This window comes from Blautia sp. AM42-2 (genome assembly GCF_003480245.1).
GTDB classification, from domain to species: Bacteria; Bacillota; Clostridia; order Lachnospirales; family Lachnospiraceae; genus Fusicatenibacter; species Fusicatenibacter saccharivorans.
In genome coordinates this window covers 99,459-118,818 of the sequence record NZ_QUIM01000009.1, presented here as the reverse complement: position 1 = coordinate 118,818, position 19,360 = coordinate 99,459, and the positions used below count along the sequence as shown (strand labels likewise).

Annotated in this window: 16 protein-coding genes; 5 read left to right on the top strand and 11 right to left on the bottom strand. The window is 48.8% G+C overall.

Annotation, left to right across the window (positions count from 1 at the left end):
• Nucleotides 1–152 precede the first annotated feature (152 nt).
• The gene (locus DW915_RS11155; RefSeq protein WP_118742144.1) at nt 153–1,340 is read right to left on the bottom strand and encodes a hypothetical protein; all 1,188 of its coding nucleotides are present in this window, start codon (nt 1,338–1,340) and stop codon (nt 153–155) included.
• A 95-nt stretch (nt 1,341–1,435) separates the two neighbouring features.
• Nucleotides 1,436–2,548: a M20/M25/M40 family metallo-hydrolase gene (locus DW915_RS11150; protein ID WP_055221225.1), complete on the bottom strand. Its 1,113-nt coding sequence runs from the start codon at nt 2,546–2,548 to the stop codon at nt 1,436–1,438.
• Nucleotides 2,549–2,690: 142 nt separating this feature from the next.
• Here DW915_RS11150 and DW915_RS11145 point away from each other — a divergent pair, with 142 nt between their 5' ends.
• Both DW915_RS11145 and DW915_RS11140 read left to right on the top strand, forming a co-directional pair.
• Nucleotides 2,691–3,977: a hypothetical protein gene (locus DW915_RS11145; protein ID WP_118742143.1), complete on the top strand. Its 1,287-nt coding sequence runs from the start codon at nt 2,691–2,693 to the stop codon at nt 3,975–3,977.
• Between the two features lie 23 nt (nt 3,978–4,000).
• The gene (locus DW915_RS11140) at nt 4,001–5,158 is read left to right on the top strand and encodes a M20/M25/M40 family metallo-hydrolase (RefSeq protein WP_158581055.1); all 1,158 of its coding nucleotides are present in this window, start codon (nt 4,001–4,003) and stop codon (nt 5,156–5,158) included.
• 127 nt (nt 5,159–5,285) lie between these two features.
• Here DW915_RS11140 and DW915_RS11135 read toward each other — a convergent pair whose 3' ends face one another.
• On the bottom strand, nt 5,286–5,759 hold the full coding sequence (locus tag DW915_RS11135) for a hypothetical protein (protein WP_118742141.1): 474 nt from the start codon (nt 5,757–5,759) through the stop codon (nt 5,286–5,288).
• A 225-nt stretch (nt 5,760–5,984) separates the two neighbouring features.
• On the opposite strand from DW915_RS11135, the gene DW915_RS11130 reads away from it, so the two are divergent.
• Together DW915_RS11130 and DW915_RS11125 are read left to right on the top strand one after the other, a co-directional pair.
• Entirely contained in the window at nt 5,985–6,203 is a 219-nt protein-coding gene (locus DW915_RS11130; RefSeq protein ID WP_022461332.1) for a FeoA family protein, read from the top strand.
• Nucleotides 6,204–6,255: 52 nt separating this feature from the next.
• Nucleotides 6,256–8,199, top strand: a complete 1,944-nt coding sequence (locus tag DW915_RS11125; RefSeq protein WP_118742140.1) for a bifunctional diguanylate cyclase/phosphodiesterase — start codon at nt 6,256–6,258, stop codon at nt 8,197–8,199.
• Nucleotides 8,200–8,269: 70 nt separating this feature from the next.
• On the opposite strand, the gene DW915_RS11120 is transcribed toward DW915_RS11125, so the two are convergent.
• Entirely contained in the window at nt 8,270–8,665 is a 396-nt protein-coding gene (locus tag DW915_RS11120; protein ID WP_118742139.1) for a pyridoxamine 5'-phosphate oxidase family protein, read from the bottom strand.
• 177 nt (nt 8,666–8,842) lie between these two features.
• Between DW915_RS11120 and DW915_RS11115 the strand changes: the two genes are divergently transcribed.
• Nucleotides 8,843–9,220, top strand: a complete 378-nt coding sequence (locus tag DW915_RS11115) for a winged helix-turn-helix transcriptional regulator (RefSeq protein ID WP_022461803.1) — start codon at nt 8,843–8,845, stop codon at nt 9,218–9,220.
• 62 nt (nt 9,221–9,282) lie between these two features.
• On the opposite strand, the gene DW915_RS11110 is transcribed toward DW915_RS11115, so the two are convergent.
• The 7 genes from DW915_RS11110 to DW915_RS11080 all read right to left on the bottom strand — a co-directional run bounded on the left by DW915_RS11110 (nt 9,283) and on the right by DW915_RS11080 (nt 19,228).
• Nucleotides 9,283–11,310, bottom strand: coding sequence for a beta-galactosidase (locus tag DW915_RS11110; RefSeq protein ID WP_118742138.1), 2,028 nt, complete (start codon nt 11,308–11,310; stop codon nt 9,283–9,285).
• A gap of 66 nt (nt 11,311–11,376) precedes the next feature.
• Nucleotides 11,377–14,415 carry a glycoside hydrolase family 2 TIM barrel-domain containing protein gene (locus DW915_RS11105; RefSeq protein WP_118742137.1) on the bottom strand — a complete coding sequence of 1,013 codons (3,039 nt, stop codon included), beginning with the start codon at nt 14,413–14,415 and terminating at the stop codon, nt 11,377–11,379.
• Nucleotides 14,416–14,513: 98 nt separating this feature from the next.
• Entirely contained in the window at nt 14,514–15,320 is an 807-nt protein-coding gene (locus tag DW915_RS11100; protein ID WP_243033822.1) for a carbohydrate ABC transporter permease, read from the bottom strand.
• A complete protein-coding gene (locus DW915_RS11095; RefSeq protein ID WP_022461293.1) occupies nt 15,320–16,207 on the bottom strand; it encodes a carbohydrate ABC transporter permease in 888 nt (295 codons plus the stop codon). The genes DW915_RS11100 and DW915_RS11095 overlap by 1 nt, the downstream gene beginning before the upstream one ends.
• Nucleotides 16,208–16,394: 187 nt before the next feature.
• On the bottom strand, nt 16,395–17,771 hold the full coding sequence (locus tag DW915_RS11090; RefSeq protein ID WP_022461294.1) for an ABC transporter substrate-binding protein: 1,377 nt from the start codon (nt 17,769–17,771) through the stop codon (nt 16,395–16,397).
• 203 nt (nt 17,772–17,974) lie between these two features.
• The gene (locus DW915_RS11085) at nt 17,975–18,916 is read right to left on the bottom strand and encodes an AraC family transcriptional regulator (RefSeq protein ID WP_022461295.1); all 942 of its coding nucleotides are present in this window, start codon (nt 18,914–18,916) and stop codon (nt 17,975–17,977) included.
• Between the two features lie 12 nt (nt 18,917–18,928).
• Nucleotides 18,929–19,228 (bottom strand): cupin domain-containing protein, encoded by a 300-nt coding sequence (locus tag DW915_RS11080; protein WP_022461296.1) that lies wholly within the window; start codon nt 19,226–19,228, stop codon nt 18,929–18,931.
• Nucleotides 19,229–19,360 lie beyond the last annotated feature (132 nt).

Here is a 19,360-nt window from a genome sequence, read left to right as displayed (position 1 = left end):
AGCCGGGTGGGGGGATATTTTTTTCTTTTCTCGTAAAGTTAATCGTCTCATGCAGAGGGAACTGCTCCGCATGCCAACATAAAACATGACCTTGATCAGGGGACTCTTCCTCTGCATCAAGGTCATGTTTCTTTTCCTATGATTTTAAAATTTTACAGCATATTGATAACAAATCCAGCCAGCATCGTGGACAGAACCGTAATAACCGTAATTCCTCCCACGACATACGGCACGTTTAAGGTATCTTCGATAAACGCTTTCTCCTCCGGTGTCTCTCCGACCGCATCGCCGACCTCACGGCAGATGACCACGTTGCTCGGGAATCCGAGGAACTGCTCGACACCGATGCCGACAGCCAGATCCTTGTCGCCGACAAGTTTCCAGGTCGGGAGAACCCATCCAACCAGTGCAACACCGATCAGAGCCGCGATGAACAGAACAATCGTCTGGAATGCCATGGTACCGAGATCGCTCAAGGAAACCTTCGCCAGAGACGGGATGATGGAGCCAAAGACAGCAACCATCATAAGGCCGTAGGAATTCGATTTCTGCAGCGGTTTTGTCGGAACGAGTCCGGAAGCGGCACAGGCAACACCGAGAAGCAGCGCCCAGATGCTGTAGTTGATCGGAGTCAGATCGCCAAGGATGTGGGCAACCCAGGAACCGGCTGCAACGAGCGCCATCATGACGTTGGCGGAATACCATTCTTTGTGTTTATCTGCAAAGGAAACTTTTGCGGAAGCACCGTTTCCGGTCTCCTGCTTTTTAAACTGCGCCGGATTCTCGCGGTATGCTTTCAGCAGTTTTTTTCCGTAACGGATACCCATGGCAGATGCGATCGGCGCACCGACGAATTTCTGTACGGAATAGATGACTGCACAGAGTGCTGCCGCCGTTGCCAGTCCTTTTTCTGCTGCGGCGCTTGCCATCAGCGAAGTTGCCATTGCCGCACCGTTGATAACCGGCATGCCGACGAGCACAGTGTCAAATCCGATGATCGGGGATACCAGAAGCATCACAAGGCAGGACGCCAGCATACAGAGTGCCGCCATTAATACGGTTCTCCACTCCTCGATCAGCTGTTTCACGTTCAGGGTAGTACCCATGTTGAACAGTACCATCGCAATTGCCAGTTTTGATAACGCCGTAAGGCCTCCCTGGTCGATGATGTCCGCCGGGATCAGTTTCGTCAGAAAGCCTACCAGGAACAGGAGCATGACGACCATCATTCCGGACAGCTTTCCTTTTGTAATTTTACCGACAATGTCGCCAAGTGCAAACACGATCAGAACAATCATGAAGCTGGAGAACATTGCGTTGTTTGTTAAAATCTCAGCCATTTCTTTTTCTCCCTTGCTCTTTTTAATTTGAAATTATACATAATTTTCTTTTATTTTGCAAGTTTTATCCAGTTTTTATTTTATATTTTGCATATTTATGCAATCCTTCCAATTATCCGCGCCACAAGCTCTCCGGCATGATAGAAGTCATCGAGATGCAGATATTCTTCGGTCGAATGATTCTTGAAATATCCTGTTGCGATACCGACACAGGTGATTCCCTTCTGATTGAAAATATTGCCGTCCATACCGCCGCCTCCGCCGTTGATCTGCGGTTCGATTCCCATCTCTTTCAGGGATTCCGTGACGATCTGAATCATCTCGGAATCCTCCGGGATGAAGAACGGCAGGAAAGTGTTTTCTCTTTTAAATTCCACACGCGCACCGCGCTTTTCTGCGATTTCACGGCAGTGCGACTGGAAATACGCTTCATAGCGGTCGAGTTTTTCTCCCGACCGGCTCCGCATCTCTCCGCGCAGGATTGCGTGGTCGCAGACAACGTTCATTGCCTCGCATGTTTTGGACCAGAGGTGAGAAAAGTTCGACGTTGTATTTTCATCCAGTCTTCCCGTCTCCATCGTTGCGAGCATTTCCGCCATAATTTTTGCCGCATCAATGCCTTTCTCCGGCTCATTTCCCGCATGGGCTGCCTTGCCGAAAACCTGTGCTTCCAGAAGGGCACGGCCCGGCGCACCATTTACAATTCGGCCGATGCGTCCCGGGGAGTCGAGCACATACATCGTTTTTGATGTCAGCAGGCTTACATCGAATGCTTTCGCACCGTACAGACCGGCCTCCTCGCCGACCGTAAAGAGGATCTCCAGTTTCGGAAGCGCCTTCCCGGATTCAATCGCCTGACGCACGCCCTCTAAAATGGCTGCCACACCGGACAGATCATCCGCCGCCAGAATCGTGTCGCCCGAAGAACGAAGGATTCCATCCTCCTCCACCGGTTTGATTCCAATGCCGCCCGGCACACGGTCCATATGGGAACAGAAACAGACAACACCGTCCCGCTCTCCTTCCCGAACCGCCAGAATATTGCCGCACACGCCGCCAAACGTAGCCCCGGCCTCATCCCGCGTAATCGCAAATCCCATCTGCTCCAGTTTTTTCACCAGATGCTCTGCAATCTCCGTCTCCTGACCGCTCGACACATCAATCCGCATCAATTCGGTCAGTTCATCTAACATACGTTGATTTTTCATTTCTTTTCCACTCTCCATTCTTGAAAAAAATTTTCAAAAACAATTCTTCTACATCTTACCATTTGCCTTTCGTCCTTAATAGGTGTAAAATTATGCCATAATTCATTTTTATGTCTTTAATTCTCGGAAAGGAATTTTATATATGAAAATCGGCGTAACAGGTTCTGACCATATCTGCGACAGGATTCAGAAAACGCTGGAGAAGCGCATGCCGGACCTTGAAGTGGTCTACCGGCGTTCCAACGATTACCGGTACGGTCTGGAAGCGGCTGCCCAGTTTCAGAAAGGGAAAGTATCCGGCATTATTTTTACTGGGCCGACCAACTATCACTATGCTTTAAAGCGGCTGGAGCCAAACGTTCCCTGGACCTTTCTTCCGCACAATCAGGCTTCCATCTTAAAAGCGCTGGCGGAATCTGCTGTCCGTTATTCCTGCGTGCCGGATGTCATCAGTATCGATATGTATGAGGAACAGCTTGTGCAGGAAACGCTGGAAGAGATCGGCATTTCCAATGGCCGCGTCCTTGTGGCACACGGCTCTTCTCCCGATCAGGGCGATTTTCAGGATGCCCTCACGGATTTTCACCGTTACAACTATTTTCACAACGGGGCAAAAATCTGCTTTACCAACATGGAAAAAACGTATGAGGCACTGTCGGCAGAAGGCATTCCCTGCATCCGCATCTCGGTTTCCGAGGATGTAATTCTGGAACAGGTTTATCATCTTCAGTTTCTGGAAAATACGGCGCAGAAGAACCGCGGGCAGAGTGCTTCCGTGCAGATCTATTTTGATTATTCCTTTGATCAGGAGACGGATCTTTCGCTCCGGGAATGGGAGAAGATTCATTATCAGAATGAGATGCGCGAGCTGATCTACTCTGCCGCCCACCGCATGGGGGCTGCTGCGTTCTCCGAGGGCGCTTCTATTTTTTATATCATGTCATCCCGTCCGGTTCTGATGCGGGAATTTATTCAGAACGGGGAATATCAGAAGATTCTGTTTCACGGACAGCAGACGCCGCACAACCGGCTGTGGATCGGCATCGGCTACGGTGATACTCCCATGGAGGCGAAATCCCGCGCGGCGATGGCGCTCAACCACTCGATCGCGGACCGCTCCGGCGCGAACTATATTGCGGAGGATGAGCATCAGTTTACCGAAATTAAGATCAATGACCCGACCGATCACACGGCGTATCTTCTGCACCGGCTTCACATCAGCAGCAGTACGTATGAAAAACTGAAAGAGATTCTGCGGTCACATGATCAGGTAATCACTTCCGCACAGCTCGCTGCAGATATGGGGATCACGGAGCGGAGCGCCAACCGGCTGATTCTGCGGCTGGAACAGGAAAACTGTGTGACCACGATCGGCAAAATCAGCGGCGGCAAGGGACGGCCGGCACGGATTATGAAAATCACTTTATAAAACATAAGAAATGGAGAATGTTTATGGATAAAAGAACGGAACAGGCATTTGCCTATCTCGAGAAAAACGAACACAGTATGATGGAGCTGCTGAAAAATCTTGTCTCCATTGAAACGCCTTCGGCTGATCGCGAGGCGAATGAGCGGATTGCGGCGCATCTCGATACGTACTGTGATGCGCTCGGCATGGAGCGTCAGATTCATCACTTTGAGAAGGCTGGCCCGACGTTTGCCGCGTGGACCCGGCCGCAGGAAAAGAAGCCGATTCTTCTGCTTGGGCATATGGATACAGTTCATGCGGTTGGAAAGTTCGGCCCGGAACCGTTTCTTGTGAAGGATGACCGCGTGTACGGTCCAGGCGTTTATGACATGAAGGGCGGCGATGTGATCGCGCTGTTTGTGCTCCGCGCACTGAATGCGGTCGGGTATGAGGACAGACAGATCAAACTGGTGCTCACCGGTGATGAGGAAGTCGCCCATGCATTTTCCCACGGCGAGGCCGGAAAGCTTGTCGAGCAGTATGCCAGCGGCTGTGAGGCGGCTTTTAATCTGGAATCGGGCTACATCAGCGGCGAAGTGACTACGAGAAGAAACGGCGGCGCGATCATTCGCGTGAAAGTAAAGGGCAAAGCGGCTCATGCAGGAAAGGAGCCGCAGAAAGGCGCGAGTGCGATTCTGCAGGCGGCGCGCATGATTACAGAGATTGAGAGCCGCTCGGTGTTCGGCTATCTTTCCTTCAACTGCGGCCGTATTTCAGGCGGAACCGGAGCCAATGTCATCCCGGATTCCTGTGAGTTTTCCATCGGTATCCGATACGCGGCAAATGCGCAGTATGAAGAAGCCATCGCTTTCTTAAAAAATCTCTGCGAACACGTCACCGTTCCTGGCACAAGCTGCACCATGGAACAGAACGGCTACTACCCCGCCATGGAAATGGTCGACGGTGCCGACCGCCTCCTCTCCCTCTATCAGGAAAGCTGTAAACTCCTCGGCGAACCAATCCCGCAGGGCATCCAGCAGAGCGGCTGCTCCGACACCTCCTTCGTCACCCGCATCGGAATCCCCGCCCTCTGCAGCCTCGGTATCCAGGGCGCAGGCGCACATTCACTTGATGAGTATGCGATTCCGTCCTCACTGCTCGTGCAGTGCAAGAAACTGGTGGCCACGATTTTGGCGATGTAAAATGCTATGCGGTTCTTGACAAAACAGGAAAGTCATTTTAGCATAAAAAAAGAAACGGGTTTTTTGTCCGGTAAGCTCATCGTGAGCCAAGGGAGTTGCTCGTTTCTTTTTTATTATCTTATTTTCTTTACCCTATCACATCCGTAACCGCATTCACCGCTTTCGCCACAAAGCTGATCGTCTTTTCGCTGAACACTTCCCCGTCTTTTGAGATCGAAACGTGTGCGAGTCCGATCTCATCTTTCTCGCTCGCTTCGGTACTGCCCATGAGGGTTGTCCATTTGATCTGGACATCGTCGGCGGTGATGGCGTGGTCGCATGTTACGATGTACTGTGCTTCATCGAACAGCGGCGAATTGGATTCCGCATAGACGATGATGTCGTTGTTTTTTTCCTGATAGACGCGCACGGTGTAATTCACCAGGTCTTTTTCATCCGTGATATAGTCCTTATTCGGCGATACGGTTTCTTCGCAGATCAGGCTTGCATCTTTTGGAATTGTATTGTTCTCTTTCTTTTTTGTCATTCCGATCATCAGCATACAGTTGCAGAGTGCTGCGATCAGAACTGCAAGCAGCAGGATTTTTATTCTAGGTTTCATTGTTTTCTCTTCCTTTTCCCATGTCATAGTTTGTCACTGATGTTTCATTTCCATTATACATGATTCCCCCAAAATAAGAAACGCAAAAATGCATCCGCCCCCATAAAACCTTTTTGAAAAAATTTCTCAATGAAAAAGTTTTCTATTTTGTTCCAAATATGTTATGCTATACTGTCTGTTAGGCAATTCTAACTCGATGTACTCTCGTAATAAAGGAGGAACTGCATGCCTTTAAATTTAACCGATTTCAATCAGTTTTACGTCATCAATAAAATCTGCGGCCAGGAAAAGCAGCGTCATTATCTGGAGTCGCTTGGGTTTGTTCCCGGGGCCAGGATTTCGATTCTGTCGGAGCTTCACGGTTATTATCTCGTCATGGTGAAGGGCAGTAAAATCGGGCTGGATAAGAGTCTGGCCAAGAAAATTATTGTGTATGCCAGCTGAACCGATGGCAGGGTTCACTTTTTGCATACGCATTTAGAAAGTATGGAGTATTATGGAAAAGAACAAAAAAATCATCAAACTGTGCTATCTGCAGATCGCATTCTATGTCGTCTTTCTGACATCGCTGCTTCTGCATTTCAAGCGTGGGCTGGATCATCGCGCCTTTGCGCTTCTGATTATCCTTACGCTGCTCGGCTGCGCCTCTGCACTGACGCTTACCGATTATCTGAAAAGCCTGATCCGCCGCTCCGGCTTTGATGTCGCCGGCGTGCACGATAAAAAGTCGCTGGAAGAAAAGCTCCTCCAGCTTCAGAACGCGGACGATACACTCGATGTCGGCGTGATGATGTTTGATATGAACAATTTAAAGATGATCAACGACACGTACGGCCACGAAGAAGGCGACGTCTTTATCCAGACCTTCGCCTCCTATCTGACCCGCATTCTGACCGAGGACAGCTTTCTGGCGCGGTTCGGCGGTGATGAATTTGTCATTGTGCAGAATCATGCAACCTGGAACCAGCTGGAGCAGATGAATCTTCAGCTGCAGACGATGATCGACACCTACAACCAGACGGCGGATCACCCGCTGAGCTATGCCGTCGGATATGAGCTGAGCTGCAAAAATCATTATTATCTGATCATGGATCTGCTGCAAATGGCGGACGAAAAAATGTACCAGGACAAGCAGTATAAAAAACAGCTCCAGAAAAACGGACCTCTCGCCGCCCGCCGCAGTATGCTTGCTGAGAGCATTTCCACGGATTCTTTAAAAGAAAAAATTTTTACGCTTCTCAATAACAGAAGCGAAGAAAAGCAGTACGCCTTTCTGATGACGGATGTCGACAATTTTCATCTGATCAACGATTACTGGGGTTATGAGATGGGTACGAACATTCTGAATTTCATCCTGAAAAAGCTGGAACTCTTTCCGCAGACACTCTTTGTGAACCGCTATCACTCCGATATCTTTGTCGGCATTATCGATATCACCGGGCAGGATCCGGCCGTGGCGCGGGAAAAGATTTCCGCCTATCACAAGCAGGCGATCCGCGAAGTGCTGGAATCGTACCCGCTGAATTACATGACGCTGAACACTGGCGTCTATTATCTGAATGACACGGACACACCAGCGGAGGAAGTCATCTCTCATGCCAACATTGCGCGGCGGCGTGCGAAGGAAACTTCCACCTGCGTCTTCGAATACAACGCCGAGCTTTCCAGCACGGAACAGAAGCGCGCGGAGACCATTCATTCCTTCCAGAATGCCCTTGCGAAAAAAGAATTTCAGATTTATTTCCAGCCGAAAATCAGCGGAAAAACGCAGGAAATTGCAAGCGCCGAGGTGCTGGTACGCTGGCTGCGCGAGGACGGCACGCTCTGGTTCCCGGACAGCTTTCTGCCGATTCTGGAGGAGACCGGAGAGATTGAGTCGCTCGACTATTATGTGTATAATGCTGCTTTCCAGTGGCTCGTTGACCGCCGGGAAAACGGACTTCCGCTGCTGCCGCTCTCGCTGAATGTGTCGCCGGTTCATTTCCGCAAGATCGATACGTTCACACAGCGGATCACACAGCTGCTCGATCATTATCAGATTCCTTCGAAGTACCTGGTTTTTGAGATCACAGAGACAACGTACATTCATAACATTGATGCCGTCAACCAGATGATCCGCTTTTTCCACGACCGGAATATCCGCATTTCCATGGACGATTTTGGGTCTGGATATTCGTCCTTAAATTCGCTGAAGGATATTCTGTTTGATGAAGTTAAAATTGACAAACATTTCCTCTCGGCGGGCCTCTCCGAAAAAGGAAAAATTGTGCTGGAAGAGATGTTCCATCTTTTAAAACGCACAGACAAATGGATTGTCTGCGAGGGTGTGGAGACGAAAGAGATGGTAGATTTTCTGATCGCCGAAGGATGCGACGAGCTGCAGGGATTCTATTATTATAAACCGATGGAACAGAAAAAATTTGAAGAGCTGATCGCTTGACAAAGTCCGAATTCTATACTATGGTTATCTCACCCGGTAGTTACTACCGATTCAAATTCATAGCGACAGATTAAAACTCGTACGGCGGGTTTCCGGAAAAGTCTGCGATTACACCGTGTGCATTGTCCAGATAGAATACCTCGAAAATCGGGTTGTCAGCGGTCTGGTACTGGCCTTTTACGATCGGGTTCTGCATGCACACTTCTTTTACAGCCATGTTATTTTCAAACACTGCGGTTCCGTGCAGACGGATCCATGCGTAGGACGGGCTGGAAACAGAGATTTCGATTTCCGGATTCTCCTGCATATCTTTGTAAACATCTTTTGTGTTGTTGGTGCAGAACCACAGTTTTCCGTCAACCTCTCCTGCAAACATGAACGGGCGGCATTTTGCCTTTCCGTCACGACCTACCGTTGCCAGATACTGTACCGGATTCTCATTTAAAAATTCTACTGCTTTGCTCATTTTACTTTCCTCCATTTTGTTTTTTTCTTTCGATGGCTTTATAATAAGTCCATAGAGTTCTTTCGTAAAGTAAGCACAATATTGTGGTGTAGTTACCCAAAAGATACTATTGTGTAAAATCAGACGTTTCCGCCATCTTTCAAATCATTATTTTCTTCAAAAAGGAGGTTTTCTCTTATGTCATCCGCAGAAAAAACACCCGTTTCTCTTGCTGATCTTCCGCCCTGCCCGGTGGAAACTACGCTGACTCTGATCAGTGATAAATGGAAAGTTCTGATCTTGCGCGATCTGCTGCTCCACGGCACCATGCGGTTCGGCGAGCTGAAAAAGTCCATCGGTCACGTCTCTCAAAAAGTTTTAACTTCCCAGCTCCGCCAGATGGAACAGAGCGGTCTGGTCAACCGTAAAGTTTACGCCGAGGTACCGCCGCGTGTCGAATATTCCCTGACGGAACTCGGCTTCAGCCTCCACCCGATCATGGATGCGATGTGGGACTGGGGCGAGGCGTATAAGAAAAAGCTGGCGCAGGAAGAAGACGCTGCCGCAAATGCATGAACGAAAAAAGTCTGTTGAGAAACAGCCCATTCCGGTTTTTCTCAACAGACTTTTCTTCTCTTCTATCTTCCTTTCAGCACAATCGTCTTCCAGCTTCCGATCGTTCCGTCATACGTTCCCTGCCATACCGGATAGCGCTCGATCGGCAGTTTGACCGCAACGGCCTCCCAGCTAAAGTTCTGGACAAACACGTACCTGGTTCCGTCCTTCTGCTCGCGCATCGTGACTTCCACACCTTCCGGAACTTCTTCCACGATCCGCTCCACACCGGCCTCTTCTGCCAGTTTCCGGCAGACTTCATCGTACAGTCCCTGTTCAAAGTCCGCACAAACGGCATACGCTTTTCCCTTTCCATACACATTCCGGGTCATCGCCGGCATGCCGTCATAGAAATCTTTTCCGTATGTCATCAGCACTTCCGCCGTCGATGGCTGTACCAGCTCGCAGAGATGACTGCAGCGGTATGCCCGTTCCAGATGCAGCGGATTTTCCGGCTCCGGAATTCCTTCGTTCCATTCGCCATCGTATAAGCCGTCAATCTCCATACTCCGGAATCCCATCACATCCATCAGGTCATGCGGTGTTCCGCCTAAGTAACAGAGATCCGTCTCATCCACAATGCCGGACCAGTAAGTCAGCAGAAAAATTCCGCCGTTTTTCACAAAGTTCCGAACCTTCTCTGTCCATCCTTCCCGCAGCAGATAAACCATCGGCGCTGCCACAACACGGTATCCGTCGAGGCTGCACGTCTCATCAATCACATCCACATTGATGCCCAGTTTCCGGAATGCCTGATATGGTTTTTCCACGGTTTCTTTATAAAAAACACCTGCATTCCGCGGACCCGCCGCATCTTCCACCGCCCAGCGGTTTTCCACATCGTAAATCACGGCTGCTTCCGCCGGGTTCTGCGAACCGTTCACTTCCTGCAGCTGCTCCAGGGCTGCGCCGACTTTCGTCACTTCACGGAATACCCTAGTATCCGATCCGCCATAATGGTCGATCACGGCTCCATGAAATTTTTCGGATGCACCGCGGCTCTGCCTCATCTGGAAATACAGCACACTATCCGACCCATGCGCAACTGCCTGCAGTGACGCGGCCTGCAGCATGCCCGGTTTTTTCAGCTTGCTGACGGACTGCCAGTTCGTTGCGGAAGGACAACTCTCCATCAGATAAAACGGCTTTTTCTGAATGCTCCGCATAATGTCATGCTGCATACCTGTATCCATCGCTGTTACCGTCTCCGCCTCTTTATGCCAGGTCGGATAATTGTCCCAGGATACAAAGTCAATCACATCGGCAAACTTGTAGTAATTCAGTCCGGTAAAGTTATACATCATATTGATGGTAGACGGCTGTTCTGCCCCAGCGTCCCGCAGCGCTTTGATTTCCCATTTTACAAAATCCGCGGTCTGATCCGTCACAAACCGTTTCCAGTCCAGATTCAGTCCGTGCAGCGAAGAATCTCCTTTCGGAGACGGGCTCTCCACCTGGTCAAAACTCTGGTAAGTATGACTCCAGAACCCGGTATTCCAGGCACGGTTCAGCCGTTCCAGTGTGCCGTATTTTTTCTTCACCCAGCCGCGGAATGCCTCCTGGCACAGCGGGCAGTGGCACTCTCCGCCGTATTCATTCGAAATATGCCATGCAATCACGCCAGGATGGTCTTTGAACATTTCCGCCAGCTTCGTATTGATGATTCTCGTTTTTTCCCGGTAAACCGGTGAGGTATAGCAGTGATTATGGCGCTCCCCGTACAGATTCCGTTCTCTCGCTGCATTGACACGGAGCACCTCCGGGTATTTTTCCGCCATCCAGCGCGGTCTTGCCGCCGTCGGCGTGGAAAGCATAACCACAATTTCGTTTTCGTACAGGCGGTCAATCACCTCTTTTAACCATTCCAGACGGAAAACTCCTTCCTCCGGCTCTAAAAATGCCCAGGAAAACATGCCAAGCGAAACCTCGTTGATTCTGGCTTTCTTGAAATACGCCAGATCCTGTTCCAGAATCTCCGGGTAATCCAGCCACTGTTCCGGGTTATAATCGCCCCCGTGCAGGAGCTTTCCAAAATTTACTTCTTTCCCCATCTGCTTTTGTCTCCTTTTCTTTCGCAGACAGCCCATCCTGTCCACGGACAGAATGGGCTGAACGCATCAGATTCCCTTAAACGTAAAGGTAAACTCCAGTTTTTTATCAATCGGAATCAGGTACTCCGGATGGGTCTGTGCACCCCAGCTGTCGTCTCCGCCAACACCCATCTGCTGTTTTGCCACGCGCACAACGGTGTAATGTACCTGCGGCAGTTCATACGGATGCATCGCATTTTCCAGCTCGTGCGGTGTGTACGGCAGTGCGGAAAATTCCATCTTGTCGCCGCTGAACATCATACCGCGGCCCTTGCGGTTCGTCACGGTTGCCCAGCGTACACCAACCTTGTTGCCGCACTCCTGCGGAACGAGATATTTCGCCATATTATCTTCGACTTTATTCTTATAAACACCGAGCTTTGCTCCGGCACAGCGGTCCACATACGTCTCCTCCGGTCCCATGCCGTACCAGGTAACGTTGTCATAATCGGCATCCAGTTTGAACATCACGCCGAATTCCGGCATATCGCCGAGCTCTTTCACCGGATCATACGTCAGCGTCGTCTGAATGCTTCCATCGCCGAAGACACGGTAGGTCAGACGGCACTCGCTCGCCGGTGTGGTCGGCATTACATAGCGGTAGCTGACTTCTGCGCAGTCCTCGTGTACTTCGATTTCCGGCGCATACAGTCCCGGATAATGGCTGCCGTTCGGATATTTGTGGGACAGATACATTGAAGCAATCTTCCACTGGCTGTAACGCATCGGCATCAGGCTTCCGCAGTCATTGTCGATCGGCGCACGCCAGAAGTTCGGTTTCGGAATCATTTTGATCATCTCAACGCCGCCGTAACGGTACGATACGAGTCCGCCGTTCAGATCGGAGAACATCACATCGAAATTTTCGCCGCGCACACCAAAATCATGGTTGGAACGGATCACTTCAAATTTCGCCGGTTTTTCTGCTTTCGCCGGTGCTTCCACTTCATAAACACCCTGTCCGAATGCAACTTCATGGCCGCGCTTGCCCCATATGGTATCTTCTTTCAGGCGGAAGGAAACGGTCACCGCATACTCGCCCGGAAGGGTCTGTACGGCAATCGGAAGCTCCACTGTTTTTTCGGAAAGCGGCTCCACGGAAATTTCCATCGGCACTTCTTTCAGTTTCTTTCCTTCTTTTTCGAGAATTACCACGCAGTCAAACGCATCGGTATTCACAAACAGGTTCTTATTTTTTACAACTGCTTTGTCTTTCTGTACATCCACAGCAATGTTCTGATAGCAGAATTTTACTTCCTGCATCTTCGGGGAAGCATCGCGCTCGCCGCCGTATACAATACCATTTCCGCTGAAATTGTAATCGCATGGATGATCATCAAAGTCTCCGCCGTACGCCTGGAACTCTTTTCCGTAGCGGTCTTTTTTGTAGATTGACTGGTCGATATAATCCCAGATAAAGCCGCCCTGGAACAGCGGTTCTTCCTCGGCAAGATCCATATATTTCTTCATGGCGCCGCAGGAATTTCCCATCGCATGTGCATACTCACAGCAGACATACGGTTTTCTTCTGTCTTTCGACAAGAATTCACGGATTTCATTGACGGTGGTGTACATCCGGCTTTCCATATCGCTGGTGTCGTTGTATCTGCGGTCGTCATTAACTCCTTCATAATGAACGAGACGGGTCGGGTCCATTTTCCGGTATAACTGGGACATTTCAAAAATAACTTTTCCGCCAAACGATTCATTTCCGCAGGACCAGATCAGAATCGCCGGATGGTTTTTGTCTCTCTGATACATCGAATTGACACGGTCGAGCATACAGTCCATCCACTCCGGGCGGTCGCATGGTACAACACCGGAGAAATCTCCGCTTCGTACCGCATCCGTATCTCTCGTTCCATGGGACTCCATGTTGCACTCCGCGATCATGTAAAGACCGTATTCATCGCACAGATCATAAATGCCGACCGCATCCGGGTAATGGCAGGTACGGATTGCATTGATGTTGTTCTGTTTCATCGTCGTCAGGTCTTTGATCAGCTCTTCTCTCGAAACGACACGGCCGGATACGGAGCTGAACTCGTGGCGGTTGACGCCTTTAAAGACAACCCGCTTTCCATTCAGCATCATGATGTGGTCTTTCATCTCAAAGCGGCGGAATCCGACTCTCTGCGGAATCAGTTCCTGCACCGTTCCATCCTCTGCGGTGACTTCCAGCAGAAGATCATACAGCACCGGTGTCTCTGCGGACCACAGTTCCGGGTGATCGACTTTCAGAACAAACTGTGTTTCCCCATCCAGCACACCTTCGGTGCTCTGCAGTGCCGTTCCGTCTTTTAACAGGGTAATTTTTACCTTTCCTGTTCCGATCGTTTTCGTATCAATGACCAGATCTGCCTTCGTAAACGTATCATCCAGCAGCGTCTGTACTTTCAGATCCGAAACGTGAACCTCCGGAATCGTGTACAGATACACATCACGGTAAATACCGGAGAAACGGAAGAAATCCTGATCCTCGCACCAGCTTCCGCTCGTCCATTTGAAAACCTGCGCAGCCAGTTTATTTTCGCCCTCTTTCAGATACGGGGTCAGTTCAAACTCGGACGGAGTAAACGTATCCTCGCTGTAGCCAAGGAACGTTCCGTTCAGCCATACGGCAATACCGCTCTCTGCTCCCTGGAAGGAAACAAAAAGCCGTTTTCCTTTCATCTGCTCCGGCACTTCAAAATATTTCACATAGGAAGCCGTCGGATTGAACCGCTCCGGAATCTCGCCCGGCTGGATCTCTTCTCTTCCTTCCCATGGGTACTGCACATTGGCATACTGCGGTGCGTCATATCCCTCCATCTGGATATGTGCCGGCACGCGGATATCGTCCCATTTTGTGCAGTCATACTCCGGTGTCTCGAATCCCGGAATCGTGCTCTCGTAGTTCTTTGCGTAATGGAATTTCCACAGTCCGTTCAGACTGTGACGGAAGTTTTCCACATGCTGCTCCATTTCTTCCACCGATCCATAATATCTGTGATCGGAATGCGCCGCCACCCGGTTTTCTCCATAGTACGTCGGGTCCTTCACTTTTTCATACTGAAATACACCCATTTTTATTTTCCTCCTTCTGGAATTTTGTTCTTTTTGATCTTTTGAAAAAAAGGTGGATATTCATCCAAATATCCACCTTTTCTGTTCGATTCTTTTTCTTATTTTACGGCACCTGTGATACCTTCTGTGAAGCTCTTCTGGAAGCAGAAGAAAATAATTGCTGTCGGGATCGTACAGATAAATACGCCGAGCATCAGCACACCATAATCTACAGTGTAGCCGCCGAGCAGGTTCGCTACCAGCATCGGCATGGTGATGGATTCATTGTTCTGTAAGATAACCTTCGGCCACAGGTAGTTGTTCCATGCGTTCATAAAGGTGATGATTGTTGCTGCCGCATACGTCGATTTCATGGTCGGCATATACATACGAAAGAAAATTCCTGTCTCGCTTAAGCCATCGAGTCTTGCCGCTTCGATGATATCGTGCGGGAAGGAACGGGAAGCCTGGCGGAACATCATGATCATGAACGGTGTTGAAATCGAAGGAAGCATGAAAGCTGCCATCGTGTTGACCATCTTTAGCTGGGAAAACATACGGAACATTGGGATCATGATGGCTGCGAACGGAATCATCATCGCAGTCAGAAGTACGGTAAATACCGCATCTTTTGCTTTATCATGATAGATCTCAAATCCATAACCGGCGATCGAGCAGACCAGAAGACAGAGAATGGTCAGCACCGTCGCATTCCGGAAGGAGTTGCACAGTGCAAGGCGCAGGTTCTGCTGCGCAATCAGCGCTTTAAAGTTGTCAATCAGATACGTACCCGGAATCAGTTTTCCGGCAATGACATCAATACTTCTGTTTGTAGACGCGCAGAACATATAGTACAGCGGAAAAACAGAAAGGATCGACGCTACCGTTAAAACCAGATACATGAAAAATTTCTTTGCTTTTCCCATTATCGCTCGTCACCTACTTTCATCTGAAGCAGTGCCAGAATGGCTACCATGATCAGGATCAGGATGGACATTGCTGCCGCATAGCCAAAGTTCGGGCTCTGTACAAAGGACATATTGTAAATATAATGAGACATGGTCATGGTTGATTTTCCAGGACCTCCGTTTGTCAGGTTCAGGGACTCATCGAACAGCTGCAGAGTACCGTTGGTAGAAGTAATTGTGGTCAGCAGAATCATCGGTTTTAACAGTGGAACGGTGATCTTGAAGAAAGTCTGCAGCGGGCTTGCGCCGTCGATTTTGGCTGCTTCGTAGATCGAATATTCAATGTTCTGCATACCGGAGAGATAGAAGACCATGTTGTATCCGGTCCATCTCCAGATCAGGGCGATGATGATAACCGCACGGGCTGTCCACGCATTGGAGAACCACATGATCGGGTTCATGCCGAGGCCGCGGAGAACGGTGTTGATAAAACCGTCATTTGCAAACAGGGAACGGAAGATCATCGCGTAAGATACGAGAGATGTTGCGCACGGCAGGAAAATGCAGGTACGGAACAGTCCCTTAAAACGCAGATCTTTGTTGTTCAGCATGGAAGCAAACATCAGGCCGAGGATCAGCATGATCGGCACCTGAATAATCAGATAAAAGAAGGTGTTGCTTAAGGTCTGTTTAAAGGTCGGGTCTTTTAAAATACGGGCATAGTTTGCAAATCCGTTGAATTTTAGGTTGATGCCCATACCTGTCTGTAAAGACAGGATGAATGCCTGAATCATCGGATAAAAGCTCATCCATGCGATCAGGATCGTTGCCGGCATCAGGAAAGCCCAGCCGGTAAGATTCTGTTTTCTTTCCAAGTTCATTCCTTTTTTCTTCTGACTGCTCATGGAATCTTCCTTTCTTTTTTTACCTGGCGTGTGTTTGAAAAAATCTTTTTGCAGACAACATTTCATGTTCTCCTGCAGAAATCATTTTTCAAACACACACCGCATAGATACAGAACGGGCCTGCTTCTGTCTGTCCAGGAAGCAGACCCGTTTCTTATCGTCCTACTTTTTTATGTATTGCAGGATATCAGCCACCCATGTTGAACTCTACAGTTTCCTGTGCGGTCTGAAGTTCGCTGTCCATATCTGCTCCTGTCTGGATGATATTGGAAAGTGCGGTTCCGACAGCATCACGTGCATCGTAGTAGAATGCTCCAGTGATGTTGGATGGAGTCTTGGTTGCGAAATCAACGATCTTTGCGTAAACCGGGTCATCGCTGAAGAATGCAACTGGCTGTGCATATGCTTCGGAATCTCCTGCCGGTGCCCAGGTTGCCAGAGCGCCTTTTGCGATGATATCATCGTAAAGAGCTGTGCTGCCTGCGAAGGTAGATTTCATAAAGTCAATGGCAAGATCCTGTTTTTTGCAGTTGGAAGAAATTGCCCAGGAAGAACCACCGTTGTTGGAGTAGTTGGTTGCTCCGTCAACGCCGTCCAGTTTCGGCATATTGGTGATTGCCCATTTGCCGGACTGATCTTCATTTGCTGTGATGGAAGCCATGATCCAGCATCCGTTGATAACGCCTGCTGTAGTTCCGTTGTTGATGGATGCGATGTACTGATCCCAGTCAGTAACCTCTACAAGAGTGCCATCTTTTACCATCTGGCTGTAAATCTCAAGGATTGGTTTCAGTGCTTTGTTGTCTACGATGTTGACAGATCCATCTTCGTTGAAAAGGGACTCACCGCAGGACTGCAGCATTTCCATAACAAGGTCCGGAGATCCGGCCTGAGATGTCAGGATCGGCTGGCCTGTTTTCTCTTTGACAACTTTTGCTTTCTCCATAAAGTCATTCCAGGTGATATCTGTGAAATCATCTACGGTGAAGCCTGCCTGCTCCAGCATATCAGTACGCAGGCACTCGATAACGGCACCATTGTCGAACGGAATTCCGTAGTTCTTCCCATCCAGAGTAGAGTAAGCAACTTTTGCGGATGAGAATTCGCTGAAATCAATTCCGGAATCGGTCAGATCGGTGAAGATGTCCGGATAGTTGGTTGCATATTTCTGGAAGGAGTTATCCTGCATCAGGAAGATATCCGGCAGAGTGCTTAAGTCTCCTGCGGAAACTGCTGTGGTCAGACGGGTTTCAATGTCGTCGGACTGTACTTCGCTGACTTCTACTTTGAATCCTTCGTGATCCTGTGCATAAATTTCAGCTGCTTTCTTGATCGCGTAAACGTTGAAGTTCGGGTCCCAGGTCCATACGGTTAAGGTGTTGTCATCATCAGAGCTGCCCTCTACTACGTCGCTGCTCTCTGATTTTGCAGTGGTTTCACTTGCTGCTGATGCATCGTTTCCGCCGTTGCTGGAACTTGTTGTAGTTCCTCCGCTGGAACCACATGCAGCCAGTCCAAATACCATTGCTGATGCCATTACGATTGATACAATTTTTCTTTTCATATTGCACATCCTCCTTAAGATGTTATTTTACAACCGGAACCTCCGCACTTTTTACAGCGCAGAAATTTTTTGGTTGTTTTGTACATTTTTTATGTTTTTATTCCCTCAACATGTACAAAGTATAACATATTTTCCCGTCGTTTGTGCGCATTTTTAACTCTATACTATGCATTTTCAACCATTTATATGCATTTTGACGGACATCACCATCCTTCCTGTGTTTTTATATCAAAATTCAACAATTTTCGTTCATAATGTTCCGGTGCACTTCGCCACTGCTGTGGAGATACACCAAGAATCCGGCGGAAATTACGGTTAAATGTAGAAATTGTTGTGAATCCGCTTCGCATTGCAATCTCATTTACAGAAATATTTGTTTTCCGCAGTTCCTTACATGCCGCCCGGATCCGGACCCAGTTAATGTACTCAACCGGCGTCATCCGCATGGATTCCTGAAAAATACGGCGCAGATGTGTTTCGCTGATATGACATACCTCTGCCAGCTCCTCAATTCGAAGAATCTCTTTATAATTTTCTCCAATATAATCCAGCGCAGGCAGAATCAGAGCGATACTGGCATCATCTACAATAGAATTCTTTTCCTGCTCCTCGTCCCTTTCATTCCATCTGGCAATCTGCATCAGAAGCGCTCTGGTCAGTCCTTTCACTTCCTCGAGATAAAATTCCCGTTTTTCACCCATGCATTTAATGATCAGTTTGATCATCTCCGCGACCTCCGGCCTTTCCTCATTTTTCACAAAATGGGCCTTCTGGTTAATACGCGCAATCAGCTTTTGTGCCATGCGCATATTGCCCTTATACAGCTCTGTAATAAATCCTTCCACATCCACAAACACCCATGCCCAGGAACATACACTGTTTTCTTTTGAGTTTGTTGTATGCGGAAAGTTTTTCGGCACCACCGTAAACATACCGCCATGATACGGCAGTTCCTCATCTTCCAAAACAATCGTTCCCTCACCGTAATAGCAGAAACCGATCTCCATCAGGTTATGAAAATGCAGATAATCAATCTGGTACCCATAATTCTGCAACCATTTTTCTCCCTGCAGCACCAGCACCGGGCATTTTTCCGGCACTTCGTAATAGCGGTATTCCATTCTGGGCTTTTTCTTTCTGCTCATATCCGTACCTGCTTATTCTACTTTTTTCTGAATCATCGCCAGAAACACGAGCGGTTCTTCCCCTGCGCAGGAAACCGCATGGCCGCTGCCGTCCTCGCAGAACGTCGTCATGCCCGCCTGCACCGGGTAGGTTTTGTCGTTATCCTGATACATACCCGCACCGGACAGGATGTGATACGCTTCTGTCTCCCCATGATGCTCATGATACGGAAGCTCATCACCCGGTAAAATCGTTACTTTTGCAAAGAGTGTCACCTTTCCGGAAAGGCGTTCGCCCTCCAGCAATTTTTCTGTTGTGTGTCTGTCTGCCATTGTTCATGTCCTCGTTTTCGTAATCTTTTTTTGTTTTCCCTGTCTCCATCCTACACCAAATAGCGTAAGATTCGATCTTCTCTGTGTTTTTATTATATTCTCTGCTTCACCGGAAGACAATGAGATTCACCA